Here is a 23,343-nt window from a genome sequence, read left to right as displayed (position 1 = left end):
GCGCGACCCGATCTCCTGGCGTGCGGCGAAGCAGAACGTGGATCCGGGATGCGGGGGATTTATTTTCCCCGCGGCGCTCAACCCGCAGGGACGGTTTCATTGCGCGCCGCGGCCCGCTGCCAACATAGTTTTCCCGTGCAGGCGCCACATTTGGACCGGTATCCGTCGATTTGCCGACCATTTCGCTCTAGATTGGTGGCAATCTGGAACTGGAGCTATCGCCATGCGTCTTGCTACGCTCGTCACCGCCGCTGCCTTTGTGGTTGCGGCTCCCGTTGTTGCTCAGGCTCAGGACGTGACCCCGCTGGTCACCGCCGAATGGCTCAAGACCCATGCGGCGGACGAGAATGTCGTTGTCATCGACATTCGCGACAAGGTTGCGGAGACCGACCTGGGTGAATTGCCCTATATCGCCAATGCCGTCGTGGCGCCCTATGCCTCGGCCGGCTGGCGCATCGAGGTCGAGGGCGTGCCCGGGCAGATTCCGCCGGTGGAAGAGGTTGCCGCGCTGATCGGCGGGCTGGGCGTCGACGCCGATGATCACGTGGTGATCGTGCCTTGGGGCACCGATTCCTCGGAATTCGGCGGCGCTACCCGCGTCTATTGGACTTTCAAGTATCTCGGCCACGATGCCGTTTCGATCCTCGATGGCGGCTGGCGTCAATATGATGCGCAGGGTGGCGAGCGCGTCGCCGAGCCCGCGACCCCCGAGGCTGTGGAATTTGTCGCCAATGTACGGCCGGAACTGCGCGCCACCACGGCGGATGTCGAAGCCGCATTGGCCGATGGCACGCCCCTGATCGACGGCCGCCCGGAAGAGCAGTTCCTGGGCCAGTCCAAGAGCCCGGTCGTGCGCATCGAGGGGACCATTCCCGGCGCGGTCAATATTCCGAACGCCAAGTTCTACAGCGCCGAATATGCCAGCTTCGCGCAGCCGGAAACCGTGTCGGCGCTGGCCGAGGCGGTGGGCGTCGCCAATGGCGACAAGAACATCGTGTTCTGCAATACCGGCCATTGGGCTTCGGTGGTGTGGTTTGCGCTCCATGAAGTGCAGGGCAACCAGAACACGGCCATGTATGACGGCTCGATGGCCGAATGGGCTGCCGATCCGGCGCGTCCGATCCAGTAAGGTCGATTTCACCGCGCGTCACCCTCGGGCTTGACCCAAGGGCGTTTCACTTGACCAACGCGCCGCAAGTAGAGTCCCCTCGGGTCAGGCCCGAGGGTGACTCGCGGCGGTGGTCAAGGCATCGGAGAGAGATTGGATGTTGCGCTGAACGAGCGCAGCATCCTAATTCATTTAGATCACTGCATTTTCGAGAATCATGACCGACCTATCCGCCACAGCCCCGAAATTCCTGCCGCCTGCCGTTGCGGATAAAGGGCCCTTGCTCGTTGCAGCCCTGATGCTGCTGGCCGGCTTTGCCCTGATCACCTGGCAGGTCGACCTGCGCCAGGGGGCGCTGTTTGTCATTGGCGGCGGGCTGGGCGTGGCGCTTTATCACGGCTCGTTCGGTTTTACCGGCGGCTGGAAGCGCATGGTGGTGGAAAAGCGCGGACGCGGCATGCGCGCGCAGATGCTGGCCATCGGCGTCGCCGCACTGGCCATGCTGCCGCTGGTTGCGGCCGGCAATATCGGCGGGCAGGCCATGGTCGGCGCCATGGCGCCAGTCGGCGTTTCGGTCCTGATCGGGGCGGCGATTTTCGGGCTCGGGATGCAATTGGGCGGCGGCTGTGGTTCCGGCACGCTGTTCACCGTGGGCGGCGGCTCGGCGCGTATGCTGGTGACGCTGACCTTCTTCATCATCGGCGCCGTGATCGGCACCGCGCATCTGCCGTTCTGGCTCGAACAGCCGGCGCTGCCGGCCATCAGCCTGGGCGCTGAACTGGGCGTGGGCTTTGCGGTGGCCGTGACCATTGCGGGCCTGGCGCTGGTGGCGCTGATCACCGCGCTCATCGAAAAGCGCGTGCATGGCAATATCGAGCCGGAACCGGCTCCCGCCCGGCAGGGATGGTCCTGGCTGCTTTATGGCCCCTGGCCGTTGGTGGGCGCGGGCCTGGCCCTGGCGCTGCTGAACATCGCGACGCTGCTGGTTGCCGGACACCCGTGGTCGATCACCTATGGTTTCGGCCTGTGGGGCGCCAAGTTCGCGCAGGCGATCGGCGTCGATGTCGCATCCTGGGAGTTCTGGACCTGGCCCGCGCAGGCGCAGGCGCTTAATTCCAGCGTGCTCAACGATACGGTGTCGGTCATGGATTTCGGACTGGTGCTCGGGGCCGCGCTGGCGGCGGCCATTGCCGGCAAGTTTGCGCCCAAAGCCGCGCTGCCGCTCGGCTCGCTGGTGGCGGCCATGATTGGTGGCCTGCTCATGGGCTACGGGGCCCGGCTGTCCTTCGGCTGCAATATCGGGGCGCTGTTCTCGGGCATTGCCACGGGGAGCCTGCATGGCTGGCTGTGGTTTGCTGCGGCCTTTGTGGGTTCGTTCTTCGGCGTCTGGCTGCGGCCGGTCTTCGGTCTCGATGGGTTCAGGAAATGAGCGGGCGCAATACCATTCTGTTCGGCACAGCGCTGGTCGCGGCAACGGCGGCGATTGCCGCCGATCACCTGACCAAGCCGGTGCCGCCGCGTCCTGTCTATGGCGCCGATACGGCGGTTTCCGGAGCTGCACCCTGCGCGGCTGCACCATGCGCCGCAGGCGCGGTGAGTTCGGCGCCATGCGCCGCCGGGGCGCCTGCAACGCCGGCCAAGGCCGCACCACCGCCGCCTCCGGCAACGGCGCCCTGTGCGGCTGGCGCTCCGGCCACGCCGGAAAAGCTGGCGCCACCACCGCCCCCTGCGACCCCGTCCGCTGCCGCCGAGCCGGAAAAGCTGGCGCCGCCACTGCCGCCAGCGCAGCCTCCAGCTGCAACGCCGGCGCTCCAGCCGCCTCCGCCCGCACCGAAGCCAAAGCCTGCGGATGAAGAAGCGCCCGATCTCGTGGTCGAGACTGGCGCATGAGCGAAGCGCGTGAGCAGGCCCTGGCCGAAATGGCCTTCTGCGAGGCCGTGCTGGCCAAGGCGGGGCTCAACGTGCTGACCGAAACATTTCAGGGCGTCGACGCCATCGCAGCCTGGGACCACTATCCCGCCGGAGATGTTTTCGACCCGGCCAGCGGCGCGCAGTGGTTCTATCACTGTCATCCGGCAGAAGAGGGCGCGGCGGAACACGGGCACTTTCATTGTTTCCTGCGCCCCGAGGGCAGGGACGGTCCGATCCATCATCTGGTGGCCGCCGGTGTCGGAGAGGACGGCAGGCTGTTGCGGCTGTTCACGGTCAACCAATGGGTCGTGGGTGACGACTGGGCCGATGCGGAAACGACCATCCCGCTGCTGTCGCGCTTCGACATGCAGATGCCCCGGCCGTCCTATCTGGTCAATCGCTGGCTCACGGCAATCCTGGTCGCCTATGAGGATGACATTGCCGGCCTTATCCGCCAGCGCGATGGCGTGCTTGGCGCCCATGTCGCCCCCGCCGGGGGCATCGCCCGGGAGGACCGCGCGCTCGAGGTCACCAGCGAACTGGTGTTGCGGGCCTGACCTGCATCACTTGTAAACGACGATGCCGATAGGGTTGGCGGCGGACGCAAATGCCCATTGGGTCCGCCGGGATTTTCTGCAATAAGCTATATGGAACGGGGAGATATCCCCATGATTTCGCGTTCTTGGGGGAATGCATGAACAAGGTTTTGACGGGGGCAGTGCTGTTCGGCCTTGCCCTCGCCGTTCCGGCGATGGCCGCGCCGGGAGAGTGTTCATTCACCGGCTATGAGAGCTTTGACTGTGACGTGGCCGCCGATGGTGGTGGCGTGACCTTCACCCTGCCGGATGGCGACCTCTTCGTGTTCGCACAGACAGAGGATGGTGAGGGGCTGGGTTACCGGATCGCCGCCGATGTCAAACCGGGCCAGCGTCCCGAAGAACTTGGCGCGTTCAGCCCCGTCGAGGGAGAGCCCGGCTGCTGGCTGGGCAGCAAGGACGAGCTGAAATTCTGCGCCGCTATCGCGCAGTGACCGACTTGTCCCAAGAGGCCCCCGAGCCCTTTTCCATCGAAGTCGGCGGCGCAAGCCTGGCCTGCTGGGAGTTGGGCGAGGGCCTTCCGGTGGTGTTTCTGCATGCTGGTGTCTGCGACTCGCGCATGTGGCGCAACCAGATGCAGGCCGTCGCCGATTCCGGCTGGCGCGCCATCGCCTATGACCGGCGCGGACATGGCGAGACCAGGACGCCAGACGAGCCCTTCAATCACCTCGATGATCTCGCGACCGTGCTCGACGCCCTTGATCTTCATGCCGCATTGCTCGTCGGCTGTTCGATGGGTGGCGGGCTGGCTGTCGATTTTGCGCTGGCCAATCCGGGGCGCGTCCTGGGCCTCGTGCTTATCGGCACCTCGGTGACCGGGGCGCCGTGGAGCACGTCGGCGGAAGAGCAGGGGGTCGAGATGGCCGAGGAGGACGCCTGGGAGCGCGGCGATCTCGATCTGGTCAATCGCGTGGAGGCCCATGCCTGGCTCGACGGCCCTCGCGGTCCGGGCGGCCGCGTCGGGGACCCCGCGCGGTCTTTGTTTCTCGACATGAACCGGATCATTCTCAATGCGCCGCAGCTGACGATGGAAGAGGCGCGACCCGACGCCTGGAACCAGGTTGGGGCGATCAATGCGCCCACCATGCTGCTTGTCGGCAGCGAGGATTTTGCCTGCATCATCGACCGGCACGAGACCCTGTCGGAAACCATGCCGAATGCCTTTGCTATGGTCATCGAAGGCGCTGCACACCTGCCCAGCATCGAGCGGCCTGAATTTGTCAGCCGCCTGATTGATGAATTCCTCGATGCGCTTGACGGTGATGATGAGCACGAAGAGTCAATCGACTAGCGCAAGGCCGGTGCGGCTTCTGCGAGATTGATTCAAACCGTTAAGACATCGATTCAACGCCCTGATGCATCGATTCAATGTGTCCACAAATCGAATCAGCCGGGCGGCGCAAGTCATTGCAGCTGAATCGCAATTTGGGCCGGAGCGCCCGCTATGGGGTGCTCCGGCCTCATCCTTGCAGGTCAGACGGCGATGATGCCATCGAAGTGCTTGTTGAGTTGCGGCGTCGGCAGGTTGGTCAGGTCCTTGTCGAGTTCGGCAACCACGGTTTTCTTCACATGGTCGGACAGCGCCTTGCGCAAATTGCCCAGGGCAATGGGTGCCGCGGCGATCACCAGCCGGTCATAGGCACCGGACTTTGCCTTGGCCTCGAGCACCTGCGCGACGGAGCGGACGAATTCGGCCTCGCGATGTTCGGCGGGGTCGGTCTTGGGTTCCATGGCACTGCGTCCGGGGCCGACGGACGAGAAGCTGCGGCCGGGTCGGTCGGCATTGATGTCCTGGGTTTGCAGGGGATCGATGGACCAGTCGAGATTCTCTACCTGGGCCAGTCCCTTGCCCGGCCCATTGTGTTGGAGAATACGGGCCTGCGTGCCGTCGGCGATCAGGATCCAGGTCTTGGTGGATTTCATCATCTGCTCCTCAGGTTGGGACGGGCGTGAGGCGCGGCCGGCAATGGTCGCGCCAAGGGCAAACGTCCGACACCCTAAAAGGTTGGGTGCCAGCCATCACCATTGCAAGGGTTTGCGATCACAAGTTCTGATTTGTCGCGGCCGGATGCGGCTGATAGACCGGCAAGGCGCCCGTCGCGGCGCGGAGTATGCCGATGACCCTCCCCGAACAGAGCCCTGAGGTTGCCGCACCGGCGACGCGTGTCCGATCTCCCGATGGTATTGAGACCCAAAAGGGCGTGGTTGCGGCGCTTTCGGCCTACCTGCTCTGGGGCTTCTTGCCCATTCTCTTTCACCTGCTCGAGCAGGCTGGGGCCGTGCTCATCGTCGCCGAGCGGACCCTGTTTTCGTTGCTGCTGCTCGCGGCCATCCTGGTCTTTACCGGTGGCATGGGGGAGGCCATCCGCCTGCTGAAAGACTGGCGGCGGATGCGGATCATCGCTCTTTCGGCCGTGTTGCTGGTGGGCAATTGGCTGCTTTATGTCTGGGCGGTGGAGACCGGGCAGGTGCTCGAAGCCAGCTTTGGCTACTTCATCAACCCGCTGGTCAATGTCGCCATCGGCATGGTGCTGCTCGGCGAGCGGCAGAACCGCCTGCAGACCGTGGCCATCGCCATCGCCTGCATTGCCATCCTCATCCAGGCCTTTGGCCTCGGCAAAGTGCCCTATGTCGCGCTGGGCCTTGCCTTTTCCTTCGGGTTTTACGGCTTCATCCGCAAGACGGCGCAGGCCGGACCGGCCACGGGCCTCTTTGCCGAAGCGGCCGTGGTGGCGCCCTTTGCCCTGGCCTATGTCGCCTTCGATCTCATGACCCGCGGCCCCGGTGTCCATGCCGATCCCATGCAGATGACCCTGCTGGTGCTCACCGGTCCGGCGACCGCGGTGCCGCTGCTGCTTTTTGCCTATGGCGTGCGCCGCCTGCGCCTCACCACCATCGGCATGTTCCAGTATCTGGCACCCTCGATCCAGTTCCTGATCGCCATCCTGATGTTCGGTGAGCCACTCAACGAATTGCGGCTCCTGAGCTTTGCCCTGATCTGGGTGTCACTGGCGGTCTTCAGCTTTGACAGTTTCAGACAGCGCCGCCTGCGCACCGCCGCGCCCTGATCGGATCGCTTCGGCAATCCGCTCGAAGAGATCCGCATAGGGCGATCCTCGCCGCCAGACCAGGCGCAATTGCCGCCCGGCTTCGGGATCGTCGAGCGGGTGAATGGCTATGCGCGGATCGGCCGCCTCCTTGCGCAGGGCAATGCTGGGGAGCAGGGTGACGCCCTGGCCGTTGGCGACAAATTCCACAATGGTCGACAGCGAAGTCGCGGCAAAGGTGCGGGTCGTGCGCGCTGCGTCCAGGCGGCAGGCCGAGATTGTCTGGTCGCGAAAGCAGTGCCCCTCGTCGAGCAAGAGGACCCGATCCGGATTGAGGGCGGACAAGGCAACCGGCTCAAGGGTGGGCTCGCTCCGGGCCGTGGCCAGCACGAAACGGTCATCGAAGAGCGGCGAATCCTGCCAGCGGGTTTCTGCTTCCGGCAGTTCGGTTGCGATCAACGCGATGTCCAGCGTGCCATCATGCAGACCCATGAGCAGGGCCTCGGTGCGGTTTTCGCTGATGGTGAAGCCGGGGGCGGGGAACTGTGCCAGAAGCGCCGGAAAAATCTCCGGCAGCAGGTAGGGCGCGACAGTGGGGATGAGGCCAAATCGCACGGCACGGCCCGGTTGACCCGCCAGGCCCTCCACCAGGCTGTCCACCGCCTCGGCTCCCTTGACCGCCACGCGGGCGAGCTCGACAAAATCCCGCCCGAAGGGCGTCAGCGAGATGCCCGCTTTCAGGCGATCGAAAAGCGGCGTGCCGCATCGTGCTTCCAGCGCCAGAATTTGCTGGGACAGCGCTGGCTGGGAGATGGCGCAGGTCTCGGCCGCGCGACCGAAATGCCCATGTTCGGCTACGGCGAGGGCGTAGCGCATTTGCTTGAGCGATACCGACATCATAATTTCTTCCTATCGTGGCAGGAAGTTTAATCGATTGGCCTAATGGAGACCAGCTGACTATAACGCCGGCATATCTATTCAGGAGGCCCCCCGCCATGACCGATCCCAATCCCAAGACCGAAGCCGGCAAATGCCCATTCCCGCATGGCGCCGGGCGCGGCCCGAAGAATCGCGACTGGTGGCCCGAGGCCCTGGATGTGCAGGTCCTGCACAACAATTCGGCCCTTTCCGACCCGATGGATGCCGGCTTTGACTATGCCGAGGCGTTCAATGCGCTCGATCTTGCTGCGGTCAAGGCCGACCTCACCGCGTTGATGACGGATTCGCAGGATTGGTGGCCCGCCGACTTTGGTCACTATGGCGGACTCTTCATCCGCATGGCCTGGCACAGTGCCGGCACCTATCGCATCACCGATGGCCGGGGTGGCGCCGGCATGGGTCAGCAGCGGTTCGCCCCGCTCAATTCCTGGCCGGACAATGCCAATCTCGACAAGGCCCGGCGGCTGCTGTGGCCGATCAAGCAGAAATACGGCAATGCGATCTCGTGGGCCGATCTGATGATCCTTACCGGCAATGTCGCGCTCGAATCCATGGGCTTCAAGACCTTTGGTTTTGCCGGTGGCCGCGCCGATGTGTGGGAGCCTGAGGAGCTCTACTGGGGTCCTGAAGGCACCTGGCTGGGCGACAGCCGCTATAGCGGTGAACGCCAGCTCGAAGAGCCCCTGGCTGCCGTGCAGATGGGTCTCATCTACGTCAATCCGGAAGGGCCGAACGGCAATCCCGACCCGCTTCTGGCGGCGCGGGACATCCGTGAGACCTTTTCGCGCATGGCCATGAATGACGAGGAAACCGTGGCGCTGATCGCCGGTGGCCACACCTTCGGCAAGACCCATGGCGCTGGCGATCCCTCATTTGTCGGTGTCGATCCGGAAGGATCGAACCTGGAAGATCAGGGCCTTGGCTGGAAGAGTGGCCATGAAAGCGGTGTCGGAACTCATTCGATCACGTCGGGGCTTGAAGTGACCTGGACGCAGACCCCGGTGCGCTGGAGCAATTTCTTCTTCGAGAACCTGTTCGGCTATGAGTGGGAGCTTTCGGCCAGCCCGGGCGGCGCCAGGCAGTGGGTGGCGAAGACGGATGATGCGGTCATTCCAGATGCGTTCGATCCCTCAAAGAAGCATCGCCCGACCATGCTGACCACGGACCTGTCGCTGCGGTTCGATCCGATCTACGAGAAAATTTCGCGCCGGTTCCTCGAGCATCCCGAGCAGTTCGCAGATGCCTTTGCCCGTGCCTGGTTCAAGCTGACCCACCGCGACATGGGGCCCAAGGTGCGCTATCTCGGCATGGAAGTTCCGGCCGAAGACCTGATCTGGCAGGACGTTATTCCGGCCGTCGACCACGCCCTGATCGACGAGGCCGACATTACGGCACTCAAGGCCAAGGTGCTGGCAACGGGCCTGCCGGTTTCCGCGCTGGTTTCGGCCGCCTGGGCTTCGGCCTCGACCTTCCGCAAGTCGGACAAGCGCGGCGGCGCCAATGGTGCCCGCATCCGCCTGGCCCCGCAGAAGGATTGGGCGGTCAACCAGCCGGCGCAGCTTGCTGGCGTCCTCGCAAAGCTCGAAGCCATCCAGACCGATTTCAATGCATCGGCGACCGGCGGTAAGAAAGTCTCCCTGGCCGATCTCATCGTGCTGGCCGGGTCGGCGGCGGTCGAAAAGGCCGCAGCCGATGCGGGTCAGGCCATCAGCGTGCCGTTCACGCCCGGCCGCATGGATGCCTCGGCCGAGCAAACCGATGCGGCCTCCTTTGCCGCTCTGGAGCCGCGTACCGACGCTTTCCGCAATTATCTGAGCGGCCGCCAGTTCATGCAGCCGGAGGAGGCAATGGTCGATCGGGCCAATCTGCTCGGCCTGTCCGGCCCCGAGATGACGGTGCTGCTGGGTGGGCTGCGCGTTCTCAAGACCGGCCTCAATGACCATGGCGTGCTGACAAGCCGCCCGGGCACACTGAGCAATGACTTCTTCGTCAATCTTTTGACCATGGAGACCGTCTGGTCGCCCAAGGCCGGGGACGAGGGTGTCTATGAGGGGCGCGACCGCAAGAGCGGTGAACTCAAGTGGACCGGCACCCGCGTAGACTTGATCTTCGGTTCGCACTCGCATCTGCGGGCCTATGCCGAGGTCTATGGCCAGTCGGATTCGGCAGCAAAGTTCACCAAGGACTTTGTGGCCGCATGGGTGAAGGTGATGAACGCGGATCGCTTCGATCTGCGCTAGGCGCTCCCTGTCCGCGATTTCACAGGCCCCGGGGGATTTCCCCCGGGGCTTTTTTTGTTGCGGCGCGCGACCGATAAAATTTGAATCAAAATCGATCTCGGGCCTTCAGGCGGCACAAGCATGTGGCGAGCCAGTGTGGCCGTAGTGAGCGGCAGAAGCCGGGAGATCGATCTATGACCGAATTCGACGAAGGCCACCGGGCATTTGCGAATTTCCGCGTTCTCAATGGTGAGGAAAACCAGTCCGAACGCGACCAGTTGTTCCGCAACATGGCGCAGCTGTTCAGCTATGTTTCCGACCGCTGCGATGACGATCAGGTGGCCCAATACGATGAGGTCCTGTGTCAGCTTGCCGAGCTGGTCGAGGCCGAAGCGCGGGCGCATGTGGCCAAGCTGCTGGCGCCGCTGGATCGTGCCCCGGGCACGGTGGTGCTCAAGCTGGCCAATGACGATATCGAGATCGCCCGGCCGCTTCTCGAATTTTCCACGGTCCTCAGCGACGACGATCTCATCGACATCGTCTCCAAGCAGTCCGAGGATCATCGTGTGGCCATTGCCGGTCGCGGCAGCGTCAACGAGCGTGTGGGCGAAGCCATTGTCGAGCATGGCGAGCCCAGTTCGGTAACGCGCCTGGTCCGTAACCAGGCTGCAGAACTTCACGGCGCGACGCTGGAAAAGCTGGTCGAACGCGCCATGAACGATGCCGAGCTTGCGGCAGACCTGCGTGGCCGCACCGATATCGACTGGGACAGCCTGCGTGGAAAGATCGAATCCGCTGCCGGCAAGGTGCTGCAGACGCTGGGCGAATCCGAAAAGCGCTTCGATCCTGTTGCCGCCGGCAAGATCAACACCGTGGTCTATAACCGCATCCGCAACCGCGCCGGCTTCAATGCGCAGGAGTGGAAGGTTGCCTACAACCAGGTCAAGGGCCTTGCCGATCGCAAGCAGCTCGACGACCGGGCGCTGGCCCGGTTTGCCCGGTTCGGCTATGGCCATCATGCCGCCGCCGCCATGACCGTCATGCTGCGGGTCGGGCCGGAAGTCGTCGTCAAGTGGCTGGCCAGCCAGGACTATGTCGCCGTGACCGTGGCCCTGCGTGCCGCACGCCTGTCGCCGGACCTGTTCGAGGCCATTGCCGCAACCTTGCCCTGGCGGGACCTGCCCAGCGAGACGGAAAAGTCCATGATCCTGTCGCGCTTCAAGGCGCTGGAGGTCGAGGATGCGACCAGCATCTTCGAATTGTGGCGCGCCCATTCCTTCCGCAAGCGGGCCGCCAGCGAAGAACGCCAGTCGGCCTGATCCAACGGGGCAGGCGGCCTGACGGGCCGCCGCCCCATCTCCAGCACATTCTCGAGATGGCCGGAGCCGGTGTGATAGTGCGCGTGTCGCGGTCTACCGGACTGGTCCGCCTATGCAGCGAAAAAGCCGCCACATGGGTGCTGGACCCCATCGCACATTGAATATAAAGATATCTTTATATCTGAGGTGCGAATGGGCAATCTGTCGAATTTGGTGGGGGTTTTGAAGGCTGCGGGCGAAAGCACGCGGCTGCGTCTGCTGGCGCTTCTCGCCGAAGGCGACCACTCGGTCAAGGACCTCACGGAAATCCTCGACCAGAGCCAGCCCAGGGTGTCCCGGCATCTCAAGCTTTTGGCCGATGCCGGACTGATCCAGCGTCACGCCGAGGGCGCCTGGGCCTATTATCGCCTGGCACCGTCGGGGGCAGGGGCCGATCTGGCGCATTGGCTGACGGCGCGCATCGATCTCGATGACCCCGACCACCGGCGTGACCGGGCCCGCCAGGTGGAAACCCGCGCCGCCCAGCAGGCTCAGGCGGCGGCCTACTTCGCCAAGGTCGCCGACAGCTGGGATCTGCAGGCCACGCTGCAAGTACCCGAGGCTGCGGTTGAAGCGGCAGTGCTCGAAGCGCTCGGCGATCGCGAGGCAGAGCTGCTGGTCGACCTGGGCACGGGCACCGGCCGCATGCTGGAGGTGCTCGCTCCTGCATACAGGCGCGGAATCGGTATCGATTCGAGCCGTGAAATGCTGGCCGTGGCGCGCTCGCGGCTGGCGACGGCCGGGATCAATCATGCGCAGGTCCGGCTTGGAAACATTGCCGATATCGATCCGGCCATCGGGCTGGCCGATGTCATCGTCATTCACCAGGTGCTGCACTATTTCGACGATCCAGGCCGGATGCTGGCCCTGGCGCGGCGGGCGCTCAAGCCGGGCGGCGAGGTGCTGATCGTCGATTTTGCGCCGCATGAACTGGAAGTCCTGCGCAGCGAGCATGAGCATCGGCGCCTGGGCCTGTCCCATGAGCAGATGCAGGACTGGGCCGATGCAGCGTCGTTGGACGTGGCTTCGGTTCGCGATTTTCCGAGCAAGGCCGGCACGCGCGGCCTCACCGTTTGCCTCTGGCGCCTCACCGATTCCGACAAGACGGATTGACCTAATGATCGACGATACAATGCGGGCCAGCCGCCAGACGGCAGACCAGCGCCCTGACCTGCAGATTTCCTTCGAATTCTTCCCGCCCAAGTCCGACGCCATGGAAGAGCGGTTCTGGGACAGCATCCACAAGCTCGCTCCCCTCAATCCGCGATTCGTGTCGGTCACCTATGGCGCCGGTGGGTCCACCCGCGAGCGCACATTGCGCATGGTGCGCAGCATCACCGCCGATACCGGCGTGCCGGCAGCGGCGCATCTGACCTGCGTCGGGGCGAGCCGCGATGAGGTCGATGCGGTGGTGCGCGGTTATCGCGAGGCTGGCGTGAACAGTATCGTCGCCCTGCGTGGCGATCCGCCCGAAGGCGTCGGGCAGCCGTTCACGCCCCATCCCGATGGCTACCGTAACGCCGCGGACCTGGTGGCCGGTATTCGCAGGATAGGCGATTTCGACATCTCGGTTGCCGCCTATCCCGAAAAGCATCCGCAGAGTCCGGACTGGAACGCCGATATCGACAACCTCAAGCGCAAGCTTGATGCGGGCGCCACGCGGGCCATCACGCAGATGTTCTTCCGCAATAGCGATTACCTTCGCTATCTCGAACGGGCGCGGCGTGCGGGCATTACCGCGCCGATCGTGCCCGGTATCCAGCCCATCCACAGTTTCCGCCAGATATCGGGCTTTGCCGCCCGCTGTGGCGCGTCCATCCCCGATTGGCTGGCGGACCGGTTCGAGGGCCTCGAGGACGATCCCGAAACCCACGCATTGGTGGCCGCGGCCGTTGCGGCAGAGCAGGTCACCGAATTGCTCGACGAGGGCGTGACCGACTTCCATTTCTATACGCTCAACCGCTCCAACCTGGTCCTGGCATTGGCGCGTCTCCTGGGCCGCCGGCCACTGGCGGGGTAGAGCGTTCATGTGCCGTTCAGGCGCGGAGCGGCACTCTGGGTGAGGGCGGTTCATATTATGGCCATGTTGTGCGCCATTGCTGCCCCGGATTTATCCATCGGACTATGAGCGCCCATGCAGATTGATCGTCGTTGGACCACAGGACTGGCCTGGGCCGGTGCCGCCTTGGTGGTCGGTATTCCTGCAATCGACTTCCTGTCGTCCCAGTTTTCGGGGGACAGGCCGCAGGCTGTCGTGGTTCAGGAAGCACCGCAGCCGGTCGCCGAAGTCGCGCCTGTCACCACAGCGCCGCAACCGTCGAACGCGCCCGCAACCGTAACGGCGCCCGAAACCACGGCCAGCATCACGCCTGCACCGGCAAATCCGGGCGGCGATGCGGTGGATAGCTATCTTGCCTCCGGCAAGCCGCTGCCGAGCTACATCTCGGGTGGCGACAGCGCACCTGCGACACCCCCGGCCCAAACGGCCGCAAAACCGGCCGCCCAGCCCGCCGTGACGCCACAGCCGGCCAGCAATACGCAGACTGCGGCCGTGCAGCAGCCGGCAAGGCCAGTGCCTGCCACCCAGCCTGCTGCCACCGCTGAGCCCGAGCGGCCAAAGCCCGTTGCCTTTGCCATGCCGACACCGCTGTCGCAGCGCCCGGCGGCGCGACCGGCCACGCCGGTTCCGGTGCAGCCCATAGAGCAGGCGCAGCAGCCGCCGCTTATCGTTGAAGACCCCCGGGTCGTTACCGCTGAAGACCTGGCCGATTGGGAATCCGGGCCGCTGTCCGAGTTCCTGAACAATCGCCAGCGTGGAAACGGAGATGTCGTGGTCGAACAGTATGAGCCGGAAGGCTTCTGGCTCGACCAGTCCCCACGGCCGCGCCGTCCGCAGCCGGTCTATGAAGAAGAGTATTTCTGGCCATTCGGACAGTAGCGCAGGGCGGCCATGACGGGGCGGCCATGGACCGCGCCGGACTGGACGTTTATGGTCGCGGGCCGAGCATCTGGTTCGTCAGGGAATTGCCATGCTGCGCTGCGTGCGTGAGGAAAGCGAAAACTGCGACCTGCGCGACAAGTTCGCGCAATTCCTCGGCTCGTTTTCGCGCCGGACCGGCCTTGCCGGGCATGTCGCCAATATCCTCGACCCCGACACCTGGCTTCCCGGTGGCCGCGAAGCGGCGTTTACGCTGGCGCTCATCGCCCTGTCGGCCAAGATGGCGGTTGCCGATGGCGCGGTGACCGCCTCGGAAGTGCGGGCCTTCAATGCGACCGTCGAGGTTGCCAAGGGCAGCGAGCCTCAGGTCGAACGGCTGTTCAATCTCGCCAAGGAAGATGTCGCCGGCTACGACGCCTATGCGCGCAAGGTGGCACGCTTTTTCGCCGAAACGCCGGAAACCCTCGAGCATGTGCTCGATGGCCTGTTCTTCATCGCCACGGCCGACGGGCTGGTGCATGAAGCCGAGCTTGAATATCTGCGCAATGTCAGCGGCATTTTCGGCTTTGACGATGCCCGCTTCGAGCAGATGGCGTCACAGCATGTTTTTCTCGAAGAGGGCGTTGATCCCTATACGGTCCTGGGGCTGTCCCACAATGCACCGCCCGAGGAAGTGCGCCGGGTTTACCGGCAGCTGGTGGCCGAACACCACCCGGACCGGCTGATTGCCCGCGGCGTGCCGGAAGACCTGGTCGACGTGGCAACGGCCCGCATGGCGGCGATCAACCTGGCCTATCAGGCCATTACCCGCCCCAAGCCACAGCCATTGCTCACTTGACGGCGGCAACAGCCTCCCGCACATAGGCCGCGCCAGTTGACCGGGTGACCGCTGGCGGGTGGGTAACTGCCCGCTGGAGGAAAGTCCGGGCTCCATCGAAACACGGTGACGGCTAACAGCCGCCGGGGGCGACCCCAGGGAAAGTGCCACAGAAAGCAAACCGCCGCCTTCGGGACGGCAAGGGTGAAAGGGTGCGGTAAGAGCGCACCGGGTGCCTGGCAACAGGGATCGCACGGCAAACCCCACCGGGAGCAAGACCAAATAGGGATGACGCGGGGGCAACCTCAGCCTGTTTCGAGGCCATGTCGTCCGGGTTGGTTGCACGAGCGCGCTGGTAACAGCCGCCACAGATGAATGGTCACCACGTCGTGGAAACACGGCCCTACAGAACCCGGCTTACAGGTCAACTGGCGTTGACTCTTCGGTTCCATCGTCGCTAAACGATGCGCTTTACTTCCGCCGGTCACCGGCGGGCACACGCTGGTTGGAGTTTGGCGCGATGCCCCTGGCTACCCCCCATTACCTCATCGATGAGAACGCGCTGGCGGCCAATCTGGAACGGGTCGATCTGCTGCGGTCGCTGTCCGGGGCAAAATGCCTTCTGGCGCTCAAGTGCTTTGCGACCTGGTCGACCTTTCCGCAGCTTGCGCCGCACATGGATGGCACGACCTCGTCCTCGCTCAATGAACTGAAGCTTGGGCGGGAAAAGTTCGGCGGCGAGACGCACGCATATTCCGTCGCATGGTCGGATGGCGAAATCGACGAAGCGCTCGCCAATGCCGACAAGATCATTTTCAATTCGCTCGGACAGCTCGACCGGTTCGCGGACAAGGCCGGGCACATGCCGATTGGCCTGCGCGTCAATCCCGGCGTCAGTCATTCGCATTTCGACCTGGCTGATCCGGCCCGCCAGTTCAGCCGGCTCGGCGAGGCGGACCGGGGCAGGGTGGAAGCTGCAATGGACCGGGTTTCCGGGTTCATGCTGCACTGCAATTGCGAGAATGATTCCGTTGAAGCGTTCTCGGCGCTGCTGGATCAGATTGAAACGCGGATCGGCGATCTGCTGGCCCGGCTCGACTGGGTGAGCCTGGGTGGGGGGATCCACTTCACCAAATCGGGTTATGACATAGAAGGCCTCGCCGCCCGGCTCAGGGCCTTCTCGGAAAAGTTCGGGGTACAGGTCTATCTCGAACCGGGCGATACCGTCGTCACCGATACAACCACGCTGGAAGTGACCGTGCTGGATATCGTCAGCAATGGCATGGATGTGGCCGTGGTCGACAGCGCTGTCGAGGCGCATATGCTCGACCTCCTGGTCTATCGGCAAAGCGCCTCGGTCGCGCCCGATGCCGGCCCGCACCGCTATCAGATCGCCGGAAAATCCTGCCTGGCCGGCGATGTCTTTGGCACCTTCGATTTTCCACAGCCCCTTGCGGTGGGCGACCGGATTTCCCTGCTCAATGCAGGGGGTTACACGATGGTGAAGAAAAACTGGTTCAATGGCGTGGCCATGCCCGCTATAGCCATCCGCAGGAAAAACGGCAGCGTCGATCTTGTACAATCGTTCGATTATGCCGACTATGTATCCAGTCTGTCGTAAAGCCGGACTGACCCGTTACCCCGCGAAAAAGGTGTTTCGTGCCAATTGAAAAAGAACCTGTTGATCATCGGCGCCGGAGGTGTCGCGCAAGTTTCTGCCTTTAAGGCAGCCATGCACAACGATGTGCTCGGAGACATCCATATTGCCTCCCGCACACTCTCGAAATGCGAAGCCATCATTGGCGGCATTCTCGAGAAAAAGGCGCTGAAGCGCCCGGGCGTCCTGGCCGCCCATCATCTCGATGCACTCGATATCGAGGCGACAAAGGCCCTGATCCGGCGGACCAAGAGCCAGATCGTCATCAATGCCGGTTCGTCCTTCCTCAATATGAGCGTGCTGCGTGCCTGTCTCGATACGGGCGCGGCCTATATCGACACGGCCATCCACGAGGATCCTGCCAAGGTGTGCGAAACCCCGCCCTGGTATGGTAATTACGAGTGGAAGCACCGTGAGGAATGCGAGCGCAAGGGCGTTACCGCCATTCTTGGCGCGGGCTTTGATCCCGGCGTGGTCAACGCCTATGCGGCCCTGGCCGCGAATGCCTATTTCGACCGGATCGATTCCATCGATATAATCGATGTGAATGCCGGCAGTCATGGCCGCTATTTTGCGACCAATTTCGATCCCGAGATCAACTTCCGCGAATTCACCGGCACCGTCTGGAGCTGGCAGGAGAGCCAGTGGACAGCGAACAAGATGTTCGAGGTGCAGCGCTCGGACGACCTGCCGGTCGTGGGCACGCACACCACCTATCTCACCGGCCACGATGAGATCCATTCGCTGTCGGCCAATCTCGACGTGCCCGATATCCGGTTCTGGATGGGCTTTGGCGAGCATTACATCAACGTCTTCACGGTGCTGAATAATCTCGGCCTGCTCTCCGAGCAGCCGGTCACCACTGCAGAGGGGCTCGATGTTGTTCCGCTCAAGGTGGTCAAGGCGGTGTTGCCCGATCCGATGTCTCTGGCGCCCGATTATTCCGGCAAGACCTTCATCGGTGACCTCGTCAAGGGCATCCGCGACGGCGCCGAGGCCGAGTTGCTGGTCTACAATATCAGCGACCACGAAGAGGCCTATGCCGAAACCGACAGCCAGGCGATTTCCTATACGGCAGGGGTTCCCGCAGTGGCCGCCGCCATGCTGATCGCCCGGGGCGAGTGGGATTGCCACCACATGGCCAATGTCGAAGAACTGCCCCCCGTGCCGTTCATCGACCTGCTGGGCCGCATGGGCCTGCCGACGCGGGTTCGGGATGCGCAGGGAGACCGGGCCTTCAACCCGGCGGAGTTCCGCACCTCACGGAGCCGAACCGCGCAGGTCGGCGGCGCCTGACCGTTACTGTGTATGGATGTTTGCTGAAACGGCCGGGGCTCTCCCGGCCGTTTTGCGTTTTTGGTTCTACGGCAACCTCCCGATCGACCTGCAGGTCGGCTTTCCCGACATCATGTATGAAATAGTTGACATTATATACTTGACGTACCAATTGCCCGCAGGGCATGATTCGTGGGACAGGCCGGCGCTTTTGGATTCCGATTGAGTGACTGATATGCTTCCCGCAAACAGGCGGGGAGCGAGTCCGTGAAGCGCGTCAATCTTCTGAATTATTTCCACCTTGCGGAAACGCTACAGTCAGCCAAGCAGACAATGACCCCAGACGTGGTAAAGGGCGGTCACATGTATTTTTCTGCCATGGACGTCAGGAGTAAGATCGAGTCATTTATTGCTGACGACAATGGATTTTACACCTGCAAGCACGCTGCCGGGGATCTGCTAGAAACCGCAAAGACATGGCTAGAGAAGGTCACTCCTGAGGGCAAGTTTATCTCTGAGAATTTCGACAAGGACCACCAATCCTGGGAGTTCTCAGACTTCGTCAGGCGCATCGACTCGTTCAAAAACGTGTTTGATGCTGAGTGTCGAGAGGTTGACGTATACTCAGTGGGTCAGATCGGCATCTACAAGACGAGCGCCCTCGTTTCAGACGGTGCAAGCGTCATCCCGATTGAAGTTCGCGCGCACATGTCGCAAGTGGCCGTTGATGAATTTCGGAACGCCGGAAAGTGTTTGGCGTTCGATTTGCCATCGGCCTGCGGCTTCCACGCCCTGAGGGGGATGGAACTGGTAATGGATGATTACCTTCGTTCGTTTCAGGTCGTCACGGACACTTTCAAGACGTGGAATGACTACATCCAAGCGGCTGAGAAACTGATCAGGGACGGAAATGAGAGCGGAAAAAAGCCATCGCCCCGTGTGACGGCAATGCTTGACCGCATGCGCACTCTTGATCGAAATCCTCTCATGCATCCGCGCGACACTCTTGATGAGGTAGCCGCTGACCAACTGTTTAAGCTTTCTGCTGTGACCGTTGTGGAAATGATCCGAGAAATGAGATCGGGCCAACTTGTGCCAGCAAACGAAGAAAGCGGTGCGCCAAGTCTGTTCACAGAACAGCCTGGTGCTGCATGACCGAACCTCAAAAAGACCAAGACGAAAAAGAGCGAGACGAGATATTGCGACGGATGCTGAAGACGCCGCCGAAGCCACGAAATGGAATGGACGAGATTAACCGCCCGTTAACCGAAGCGGGCCACAAAAAGAAACCGGGCGGCCCTCCCGTCAAGAAAGACCGCCCGGAAGCTCAGTAGCCTAGGCTACGTTACTTTTTGATCGTCTCCACGATGTGGGTTTTGGGACGGTTCACTGCGGTTTTCACCGTAGTGAAGCGACCAGTACCCGCATTGCGGCCGATCTTGACGACTTTCTTGCTCATAGCTTTCACCTCCTTTCCGGGGGCAGTAGCCCCCTCTGTGCAAGGCAATGCACCTCGGAAAGAAGAATCGAATCGTCACGTCAATATAGACGTCTTTCGTCTAGCCTTCACTTTTTTCGCCACTCGTTTCAGGCGCTTAATCTGCTGACTAAGCGAAACTGGCTTCACCAATCCGCCGATAGGTGAGGCGCTTGCCACGGATGGCAGCGAGCAACATGGCATGGCGCTCGTTATCCTCGATGCCTACAGCCGAGCGGCGGTTATAGCGGAAGTCAAATTCGGCCAGATAGCGGTGCAGGTGAGCCTCGCCGCCATGCTGGTAAGTGCCCTTCATGCCGCGCTTGAATACCGAGAACACGTTCTCAATGGTGTTGGTGTGCACAACCTTCTCGCCTTCCCAACGGACGTATTCATCCTTGGAATGGTTGACCGAACGGTGGGTGTCGAAGTCCTTGCCGGGCTGCTTATAGAACTGGGCCTGATCGGTGTAGAGCGTGGACTTGCGGTCAACGTTGCGGAACAGGACTTCCTTCACGGTCTGGATATTGGCCGCCTCGACATGGAAGGAACGGACTTCGCCGCCGCGTTCGACTAGGGCCATCACGGTGCGCTTGTAGAAGCCCTTCTTTGGCTTGGTCGTGCGCGGACCCTGAGCGGCAGGTCGAGCGGGCGGCGTCTGATCGTCCTTGGGGCCGAAATAGGTTTCGTCGGCTTCGACAGTCTTGCCAGAACCGCCCATGGGGCCGCGATCCTTCGGGGCGACGACCATCGCTTCACGAATGCGATGTTCCATGAACCAAGCGGTCTTGTAGGTCACGCCCAGCATACGGTGCAATTGATGGGCCGAAATGCCCTTCTTGCTGGCGGCCATCAGGTGCGTAGCGGCAACCCACTTGTGCAGCGGGATTTTGGAGCGCTCAAATACGGTGCCGACAGTGACCGAGAAGGGCTTGCGGCATTCGTTGCACTTATAGACGCCGGGGCGCGTGGACTTGCCTTCCAGCTTCTTGATACGCGCCCGATCAACGTTGCCACAGTGCGGGCATACGGGGCCAGCCGGCCACTGGATTGCTTCCAGGTGTTCGCGGGCTGCTTCGGGGTTCTGGTAGATCGGGTTCGACAGGTCAAACATGGCGTATCTCCTGCGCCCCTTGTGCCAAATTGAGCGTGGTACGTCAAGTATATAATGTCGGAAATAGTTGACACAGTGTCGTGAAAAGCCTACATCCGTGACCACACGATGGAGGTGACCATGACATTCAAAGAAATGATGGCGGGCGTACAACTCGCGGGTGTGGTCGTGGTGGTCGGCTGGCTCGCCTGGGATTTTGCTACGGGTGGTGCTGAAGGGCTCGGCATGGCCGGGGTGGCCATCAAGCTTCTGTGGGCGGTGGGTGGCCTGGTGACGTTCAATATCGTCGGGACCATACTCGCGACGATCATCATTTCGATCATTCGTCGCGAGGAACTCAAGGACGAGCCCGCCGACGAGCGCGACGTGCAGATCGAGGCGCGCAGTCTCAGAAACAGCGGCATTGTGACATCAGTGGCCGCGGCATTGTCGCTGATCCCATTGGCGATGGGGACGGCTCCCGAGTTCGCCGCCTACGCCCTGTTTCTGGCGCCGGTTTTCGGCGGCACGATCAATGCGCTTTCCCAGCTTTACTATTACCGGACCATGTGACCGGCATGGGTAAAGGACCTCCAGGCATCAGCAATACGATCCGCACCCTGCGCTTCCATGCCGGCGAAATGACCCAGGCGGCATTGGCCGAAAAGGTCGGCGTCACGCGGCAAACCATCGTGGCGATCGAGCAGGGGCGCTATTCGCCGTCGCTCGAAGTGGCATTTCGCATCGCCCATGTCTTTTCCGTTCCGCTTGAAGACGTTTTCCAATGGAGCCCGCAGGGTTCGGGTTCGGACTAGATCGATCCATCCAATCAGTGCCCTTGCCGTCGGCGCTTTCGCCGGCCGGTGGCGCTCGCCCGGGAGAAGAAAATGAAAGTCGCGACGCAAGACCGCTATGGCGGGCCGGATGTCATCACCGTCAAAGAGCGGGACCAGCCGGTTCCGGGACCGGGGGAGGTGCTGATCGCAGTCCATGCGAGCACGGTCACCCTGGCCGACTGCGCCTTCCGCAAGGCCGATCCGTTCATCGTCCGGTTTTTTGGCGGTCTGTGGCGGCCCAAGGCAGATGTTCTCGGGGACAACATAGCCGGCGTCGTGGCGGCTATCGGTGAAGGCGTCACCCGGTTTGCCGTCGGGCAGCGGGTGCACGGTTCGGTGGGTGTCGCGCTTGGCGGCATGGCGGAGTTTGTTTGCGTGAGCGAGGATGCCGCCATCGTGCCGGTGCCGGAAGGGCAGGATTTTCTGGGGCTGGGCGGGCTCAGCTATGGCTACCTCACGGCCATGCCGTTCATCCGCGACGAGGCCAGAGTAAAGGCCGGGGATCGCGTGCTGATCAACGGCGCCGGCGGCAGCATTGGGGCGGCAGCGGTTCAACTGGCGCGATATTTCGGTGCCGAGGTGACGGCCGTGGCCTCTGGGCGTCATCGCGAGCTTGCGCTGCAGCTGGGCGCGGACCATTTCATCGACCGGCAAGAGGCCGATTTCACCCTTGCGCGGGACGCCTATGACGTGATCTTCGACGCTGTCGGCAAGTCGAGCTTTGCGGCATCACGGCAGGCGCTGAAGCCCGGTGGCATTTATCTTACGACGGTGCCGTCATGGGCCATCATGGGATTGATGCTGCGGGGCGGGCAGAAGCATGGGCGGCGCGGCCGGCTGGCAACAACAGGCCTGCGCCCGGTCGCCGAAAAGCTTGCCGATCTACGCATCCTCAATGAGCTCCTGGCCAAGGGCGCGATTCGGCCGGTCACGGACCGGGTCTTTTCGCTGGCCGAGATTGCCGATGCGCACCGCTATGTCGAAGGCGAAACCAAGGCAGGGGACGTTCTGGTGCTCATGCCGGTGGCCGAGGCCGCTCAGGCCGGGAAGGTCACGATGACCTTGGTACCGGGCCCCTCGCCATAATTGACCCGGGCGTCGAGGCTCATGGCCATGGCCTTGACGATGCGGCTGCCGAGGCCGGTGCCCTTGGGCTTGCCTGTACCCGCCCAGCCGATGCCGTCGTCCTCGACCGCCAGGTGGACCTCACCGGATGCGCGCGACATGTGAACGCGGACTTCGCCGGGATCGCGCTCGGCATAGGCATATTTGATGGCATTGGTGACCAGTTCGGTCACGATCACGCCCAGGGAAGCCACCTTCTCGGTCGGCAGGTTGAAGGGTTCGACCTTGACCCTGATGCTCGCGGTGTGTCCCTGGGACTGGATGGAGTTCTCGATGTCGGCGATCAGGCCATTGAGATAATCCCCGACCTGCACCGAGCGGACGTCATCTGAGGTGTAGAGATGCCGGTGCACACCGGCGATGGCCTGGATACGGGCCTGCGTCTCGCTGAGCGCCCGCTTGGCCTCGGGATCCTCGACCGCATTGGCCTGCAGGCCGACAAGGGCAGCGACCATGGCCAGGGAATTGGCAACCCGGTGATTGACCTCGCCGAGCAGCATCTCGGCGCGCTCGCGGGCCTCCTGGGTGTCGCGCTCGGCCTTGGCCTTGGCGCGGTTGAGCTTCACCCGATCTATAGCATGATCGATGGCCGCCAGCAGCAGTTCCATGAAGTCGGCATCGAGCGTCTTCTGCACGAAATCCGTCGCGCCGGCCTTCAGCGCGGCAATGGCCACCGCCGTCTCGGCCGAACCGGTGCAGTAAACAACCGAGGGGCGATCCTCGATCCCTTCCATGCCATTGAGCACGTCCAGCCCGGTGCCGGTCGGCAGGTAGTGATCGAGGGCAACAACGTCGATGCCGCCCTTGCGCATGAGGTCGAGCCCCGCCTCAGCCGTCTCCGCATGGGAGAACAGATAGCCGCGCCGCTGCATGGCTTTCTCGATCAGGCGGGCCAGGCCTGGATCGTCGTCAATATAGAGGACATGCGGGGTGCGGTTGGGCATGCC

Annotated in this window: 23 protein-coding genes and 1 other RNA gene; 20 read left to right on the top strand and 4 right to left on the bottom strand. The window is 62.8% G+C overall.

Annotated elements, in window-relative coordinates:
- Nucleotides 1-223 precede the first annotated feature (223 nt).
- From KIT02_RS06245 to KIT02_RS06220, 6 genes are all read left to right on the top strand, one after another.
- Nucleotides 224-1,129, top strand: a complete 906-nt coding sequence (locus KIT02_RS06245) for a sulfurtransferase (RefSeq protein WP_297583689.1) — start codon at nt 224-226, stop codon at nt 1,127-1,129.
- A gap of 196 nt (nt 1,130-1,325) precedes the next feature.
- Nucleotides 1,326-2,537, top strand: coding sequence for a YeeE/YedE family protein (locus tag KIT02_RS06240; protein ID WP_297583687.1), 1,212 nt, complete (start codon nt 1,326-1,328; stop codon nt 2,535-2,537).
- On the top strand, nt 2,534-2,998 hold the full coding sequence (locus tag KIT02_RS06235) for a hypothetical protein (protein WP_297583685.1): 465 nt from the start codon (nt 2,534-2,536) through the stop codon (nt 2,996-2,998). The genes KIT02_RS06240 and KIT02_RS06235 overlap by 4 nt, the downstream gene beginning before the upstream one ends.
- Entirely contained in the window at nt 2,995-3,576 is a 582-nt protein-coding gene (locus KIT02_RS06230) for a hypothetical protein (protein ID WP_297583683.1), read from the top strand. Before KIT02_RS06235 ends, KIT02_RS06230 begins: the two co-directional genes overlap by 4 nt.
- 137 nt (nt 3,577-3,713) lie before the next feature.
- Nucleotides 3,714-4,049, top strand: coding sequence for a hypothetical protein (locus KIT02_RS06225; RefSeq protein WP_297583674.1), 336 nt, complete (start codon nt 3,714-3,716; stop codon nt 4,047-4,049).
- Between the two features lie 5 nt (nt 4,050-4,054).
- The gene (locus tag KIT02_RS06220) at nt 4,055-4,906 is read left to right on the top strand and encodes an alpha/beta hydrolase (RefSeq protein WP_297583671.1); all 852 of its coding nucleotides are present in this window, start codon (nt 4,055-4,057) and stop codon (nt 4,904-4,906) included.
- Nucleotides 4,907-5,088: 182 nt separating this feature from the next.
- Here KIT02_RS06220 and KIT02_RS06215 read toward each other — a convergent pair whose 3' ends face one another.
- Nucleotides 5,089-5,538, bottom strand: coding sequence for a host attachment protein (locus tag KIT02_RS06215; protein WP_297583669.1), 450 nt, complete (start codon nt 5,536-5,538; stop codon nt 5,089-5,091).
- A 194-nt stretch (nt 5,539-5,732) separates the two neighbouring features.
- Between KIT02_RS06215 and rarD the strand changes: the two genes are divergently transcribed.
- Complete coding sequence (rarD, locus tag KIT02_RS06210; RefSeq protein ID WP_297583666.1) at nt 5,733-6,683, top strand: EamA family transporter RarD; 951 nt, start codon at nt 5,733-5,735, stop codon at nt 6,681-6,683.
- On the opposite strand, the gene KIT02_RS06205 is transcribed toward rarD, so the two are convergent.
- Nucleotides 6,621-7,562 carry a hydrogen peroxide-inducible genes activator gene (locus KIT02_RS06205; RefSeq protein ID WP_297583663.1) on the bottom strand — a complete coding sequence of 314 codons (942 nt, stop codon included), beginning with the start codon at nt 7,560-7,562 and terminating at the stop codon, nt 6,621-6,623. The two genes, rarD and KIT02_RS06205, sit on opposite strands and share 63 nt — an antisense overlap.
- A gap of 95 nt (nt 7,563-7,657) precedes the next feature.
- Between KIT02_RS06205 and katG the strand changes: the two genes are divergently transcribed.
- The 10 genes from katG (at nt 7,658) to KIT02_RS06155 (ending at nt 19,020) form a co-directional block, all read left to right on the top strand.
- Nucleotides 7,658-9,841 carry a catalase/peroxidase HPI gene (gene katG / locus KIT02_RS06200; protein WP_297583660.1) on the top strand — a complete coding sequence of 728 codons (2,184 nt, stop codon included), beginning with the start codon at nt 7,658-7,660 and terminating at the stop codon, nt 9,839-9,841.
- 173 nt (nt 9,842-10,014) lie between these two features.
- The gene (locus KIT02_RS06195; RefSeq protein ID WP_297583657.1) at nt 10,015-11,139 is read left to right on the top strand and encodes a DUF2336 domain-containing protein; all 1,125 of its coding nucleotides are present in this window, start codon (nt 10,015-10,017) and stop codon (nt 11,137-11,139) included.
- A gap of 192 nt (nt 11,140-11,331) precedes the next feature.
- Nucleotides 11,332-12,291 (top strand): metalloregulator ArsR/SmtB family transcription factor, encoded by a 960-nt coding sequence (locus KIT02_RS06190; protein ID WP_297583654.1) that lies wholly within the window; start codon nt 11,332-11,334, stop codon nt 12,289-12,291.
- A gap of 4 nt (nt 12,292-12,295) precedes the next feature.
- Nucleotides 12,296-13,198: a methylenetetrahydrofolate reductase [NAD(P)H] gene (metF, locus tag KIT02_RS06185; protein ID WP_297583651.1), complete on the top strand. Its 903-nt coding sequence runs from the start codon at nt 12,296-12,298 to the stop codon at nt 13,196-13,198.
- A 114-nt stretch (nt 13,199-13,312) separates the two neighbouring features.
- Nucleotides 13,313-14,116 carry a hypothetical protein gene (locus KIT02_RS06180; protein ID WP_297583648.1) on the top strand — a complete coding sequence of 268 codons (804 nt, stop codon included), beginning with the start codon at nt 13,313-13,315 and terminating at the stop codon, nt 14,114-14,116.
- A gap of 91 nt (nt 14,117-14,207) precedes the next feature.
- Nucleotides 14,208-14,954, top strand: coding sequence for a DnaJ family molecular chaperone (locus KIT02_RS06175; RefSeq protein ID WP_297583645.1), 747 nt, complete (start codon nt 14,208-14,210; stop codon nt 14,952-14,954).
- Between the two features lie 32 nt (nt 14,955-14,986).
- An RNA gene (gene rnpB / locus KIT02_RS06170) (RNase P RNA component class A) lies at nt 14,987-15,369 on the top strand.
- 84 nt (nt 15,370-15,453) lie between these two features.
- A complete protein-coding gene (locus tag KIT02_RS06165) occupies nt 15,454-16,554 on the top strand; it encodes a carboxynorspermidine decarboxylase (RefSeq protein ID WP_297583643.1) in 1,101 nt (366 codons plus the stop codon).
- A gap of 45 nt (nt 16,555-16,599) precedes the next feature.
- Nucleotides 16,600-17,886, top strand: a complete 1,287-nt coding sequence (locus KIT02_RS06160; RefSeq protein WP_297583640.1) for a saccharopine dehydrogenase family protein — start codon at nt 16,600-16,602, stop codon at nt 17,884-17,886.
- A gap of 246 nt (nt 17,887-18,132) precedes the next feature.
- Entirely contained in the window at nt 18,133-19,020 is an 888-nt protein-coding gene (locus KIT02_RS06155) for a hypothetical protein (RefSeq protein ID WP_297583637.1), read from the top strand.
- 452 nt (nt 19,021-19,472) lie between these two features.
- Here the strand turns inward: KIT02_RS06155 and KIT02_RS06150 are convergent, their stop codons facing one another.
- Nucleotides 19,473-20,456 carry an IS1595 family transposase gene (locus KIT02_RS06150; protein WP_297583635.1) on the bottom strand — a complete coding sequence of 328 codons (984 nt, stop codon included), beginning with the start codon at nt 20,454-20,456 and terminating at the stop codon, nt 19,473-19,475.
- A gap of 120 nt (nt 20,457-20,576) precedes the next feature.
- Here KIT02_RS06150 and KIT02_RS06145 point away from each other — a divergent pair, with 120 nt between their 5' ends.
- The 3 genes from KIT02_RS06145 to KIT02_RS06135 all read left to right on the top strand — a co-directional run bounded on the left by KIT02_RS06145 (nt 20,577) and on the right by KIT02_RS06135 (nt 22,357).
- Nucleotides 20,577-21,008, top strand: a complete 432-nt coding sequence (locus KIT02_RS06145; protein ID WP_297583632.1) for a hypothetical protein — start codon at nt 20,577-20,579, stop codon at nt 21,006-21,008.
- Between the two features lie 5 nt (nt 21,009-21,013).
- A complete protein-coding gene (locus tag KIT02_RS06140; protein WP_297583629.1) occupies nt 21,014-21,250 on the top strand; it encodes a helix-turn-helix transcriptional regulator in 237 nt (78 codons plus the stop codon).
- A gap of 72 nt (nt 21,251-21,322) precedes the next feature.
- Nucleotides 21,323-22,357, top strand: a complete 1,035-nt coding sequence (locus tag KIT02_RS06135; RefSeq protein ID WP_297583626.1) for an NAD(P)-dependent alcohol dehydrogenase — start codon at nt 21,323-21,325, stop codon at nt 22,355-22,357.
- Here KIT02_RS06135 and KIT02_RS06130 read toward each other — a convergent pair.
- Nucleotides 22,309-23,340, bottom strand: a complete 1,032-nt coding sequence (locus KIT02_RS06130) for a histidine kinase dimerization/phosphoacceptor domain -containing protein (protein WP_297583624.1) — start codon at nt 23,338-23,340, stop codon at nt 22,309-22,311. The genes KIT02_RS06135 and KIT02_RS06130 overlap by 49 nt on opposite strands.
- Between the last annotated feature and the right edge of the window lie 3 nt (nt 23,341-23,343).

It is taken from the genome of Devosia sp., assembly GCF_025809055.1.
GTDB lineage: Bacteria > Pseudomonadota > Alphaproteobacteria > Rhizobiales > Devosiaceae > Devosia.
This window is presented reverse-complemented; position numbering and strand designations above follow the sequence as displayed.

Excerpts from the sequence above, each read along its gene's own strand:
- KIT02_RS06225 (WP_297583674.1), top strand. The coding sequence starts at position 3,714 with ATGAACAAGGTTTTGACGGGGGCAGTGCTGTTCGGCCTTGCCCTCGCC.
- KIT02_RS06175 (WP_297583645.1), top strand. The coding sequence starts at position 14,208 with ATGCTGCGCTGCGTGCGTGAGGAAAGCGAAAACTGCGACCTGCGCGAC.
- KIT02_RS06205 (WP_297583663.1), bottom strand. The coding sequence starts at position 7,562 with ATGATGTCGGTATCGCTCAAGCAAATGCGCTACGCCCTCGCCGTAGCC.
- rarD (WP_297583666.1), top strand. The coding sequence starts at position 5,733 with ATGACCCTCCCCGAACAGAGCCCTGAGGTTGCCGCACCGGCGACGCGT.
- KIT02_RS06230 (WP_297583683.1), top strand. The coding sequence starts at position 2,995 with ATGAGCGAAGCGCGTGAGCAGGCCCTGGCCGAAATGGCCTTCTGCGAG.
- KIT02_RS06130 (WP_297583624.1), bottom strand. The coding sequence starts at position 23,340 with ATGCCCAACCGCACCCCGCATGTCCTCTATATTGACGACGATCCAGGC.
- KIT02_RS06145 (WP_297583632.1), top strand. The coding sequence starts at position 20,577 with ATGACATTCAAAGAAATGATGGCGGGCGTACAACTCGCGGGTGTGGTC.
- metF (WP_297583651.1), top strand. The coding sequence starts at position 12,296 with ATGATCGACGATACAATGCGGGCCAGCCGCCAGACGGCAGACCAGCGC.
- katG (WP_297583660.1), top strand. The coding sequence starts at position 7,658 with ATGACCGATCCCAATCCCAAGACCGAAGCCGGCAAATGCCCATTCCCG.
- KIT02_RS06180 (WP_297583648.1), top strand. The coding sequence starts at position 13,313 with ATGCAGATTGATCGTCGTTGGACCACAGGACTGGCCTGGGCCGGTGCC.
- KIT02_RS06240 (WP_297583687.1), top strand. The coding sequence starts at position 1,326 with ATGACCGACCTATCCGCCACAGCCCCGAAATTCCTGCCGCCTGCCGTT.
- KIT02_RS06140 (WP_297583629.1), top strand. The coding sequence starts at position 21,014 with ATGGGTAAAGGACCTCCAGGCATCAGCAATACGATCCGCACCCTGCGC.
- KIT02_RS06135 (WP_297583626.1), top strand. The coding sequence starts at position 21,323 with ATGAAAGTCGCGACGCAAGACCGCTATGGCGGGCCGGATGTCATCACC.
- KIT02_RS06150 (WP_297583635.1), bottom strand. The coding sequence starts at position 20,456 with ATGTTTGACCTGTCGAACCCGATCTACCAGAACCCCGAAGCAGCCCGC.
- KIT02_RS06165 (WP_297583643.1), top strand. The coding sequence starts at position 15,454 with ATGCCCCTGGCTACCCCCCATTACCTCATCGATGAGAACGCGCTGGCG.
- KIT02_RS06195 (WP_297583657.1), top strand. The coding sequence starts at position 10,015 with ATGACCGAATTCGACGAAGGCCACCGGGCATTTGCGAATTTCCGCGTT.
- KIT02_RS06190 (WP_297583654.1), top strand. The coding sequence starts at position 11,332 with ATGGGCAATCTGTCGAATTTGGTGGGGGTTTTGAAGGCTGCGGGCGAA.
- KIT02_RS06245 (WP_297583689.1), top strand. The coding sequence starts at position 224 with ATGCGTCTTGCTACGCTCGTCACCGCCGCTGCCTTTGTGGTTGCGGCT.
- KIT02_RS06215 (WP_297583669.1), bottom strand. The coding sequence starts at position 5,538 with ATGAAATCCACCAAGACCTGGATCCTGATCGCCGACGGCACGCAGGCC.
- KIT02_RS06235 (WP_297583685.1), top strand. The coding sequence starts at position 2,534 with ATGAGCGGGCGCAATACCATTCTGTTCGGCACAGCGCTGGTCGCGGCA.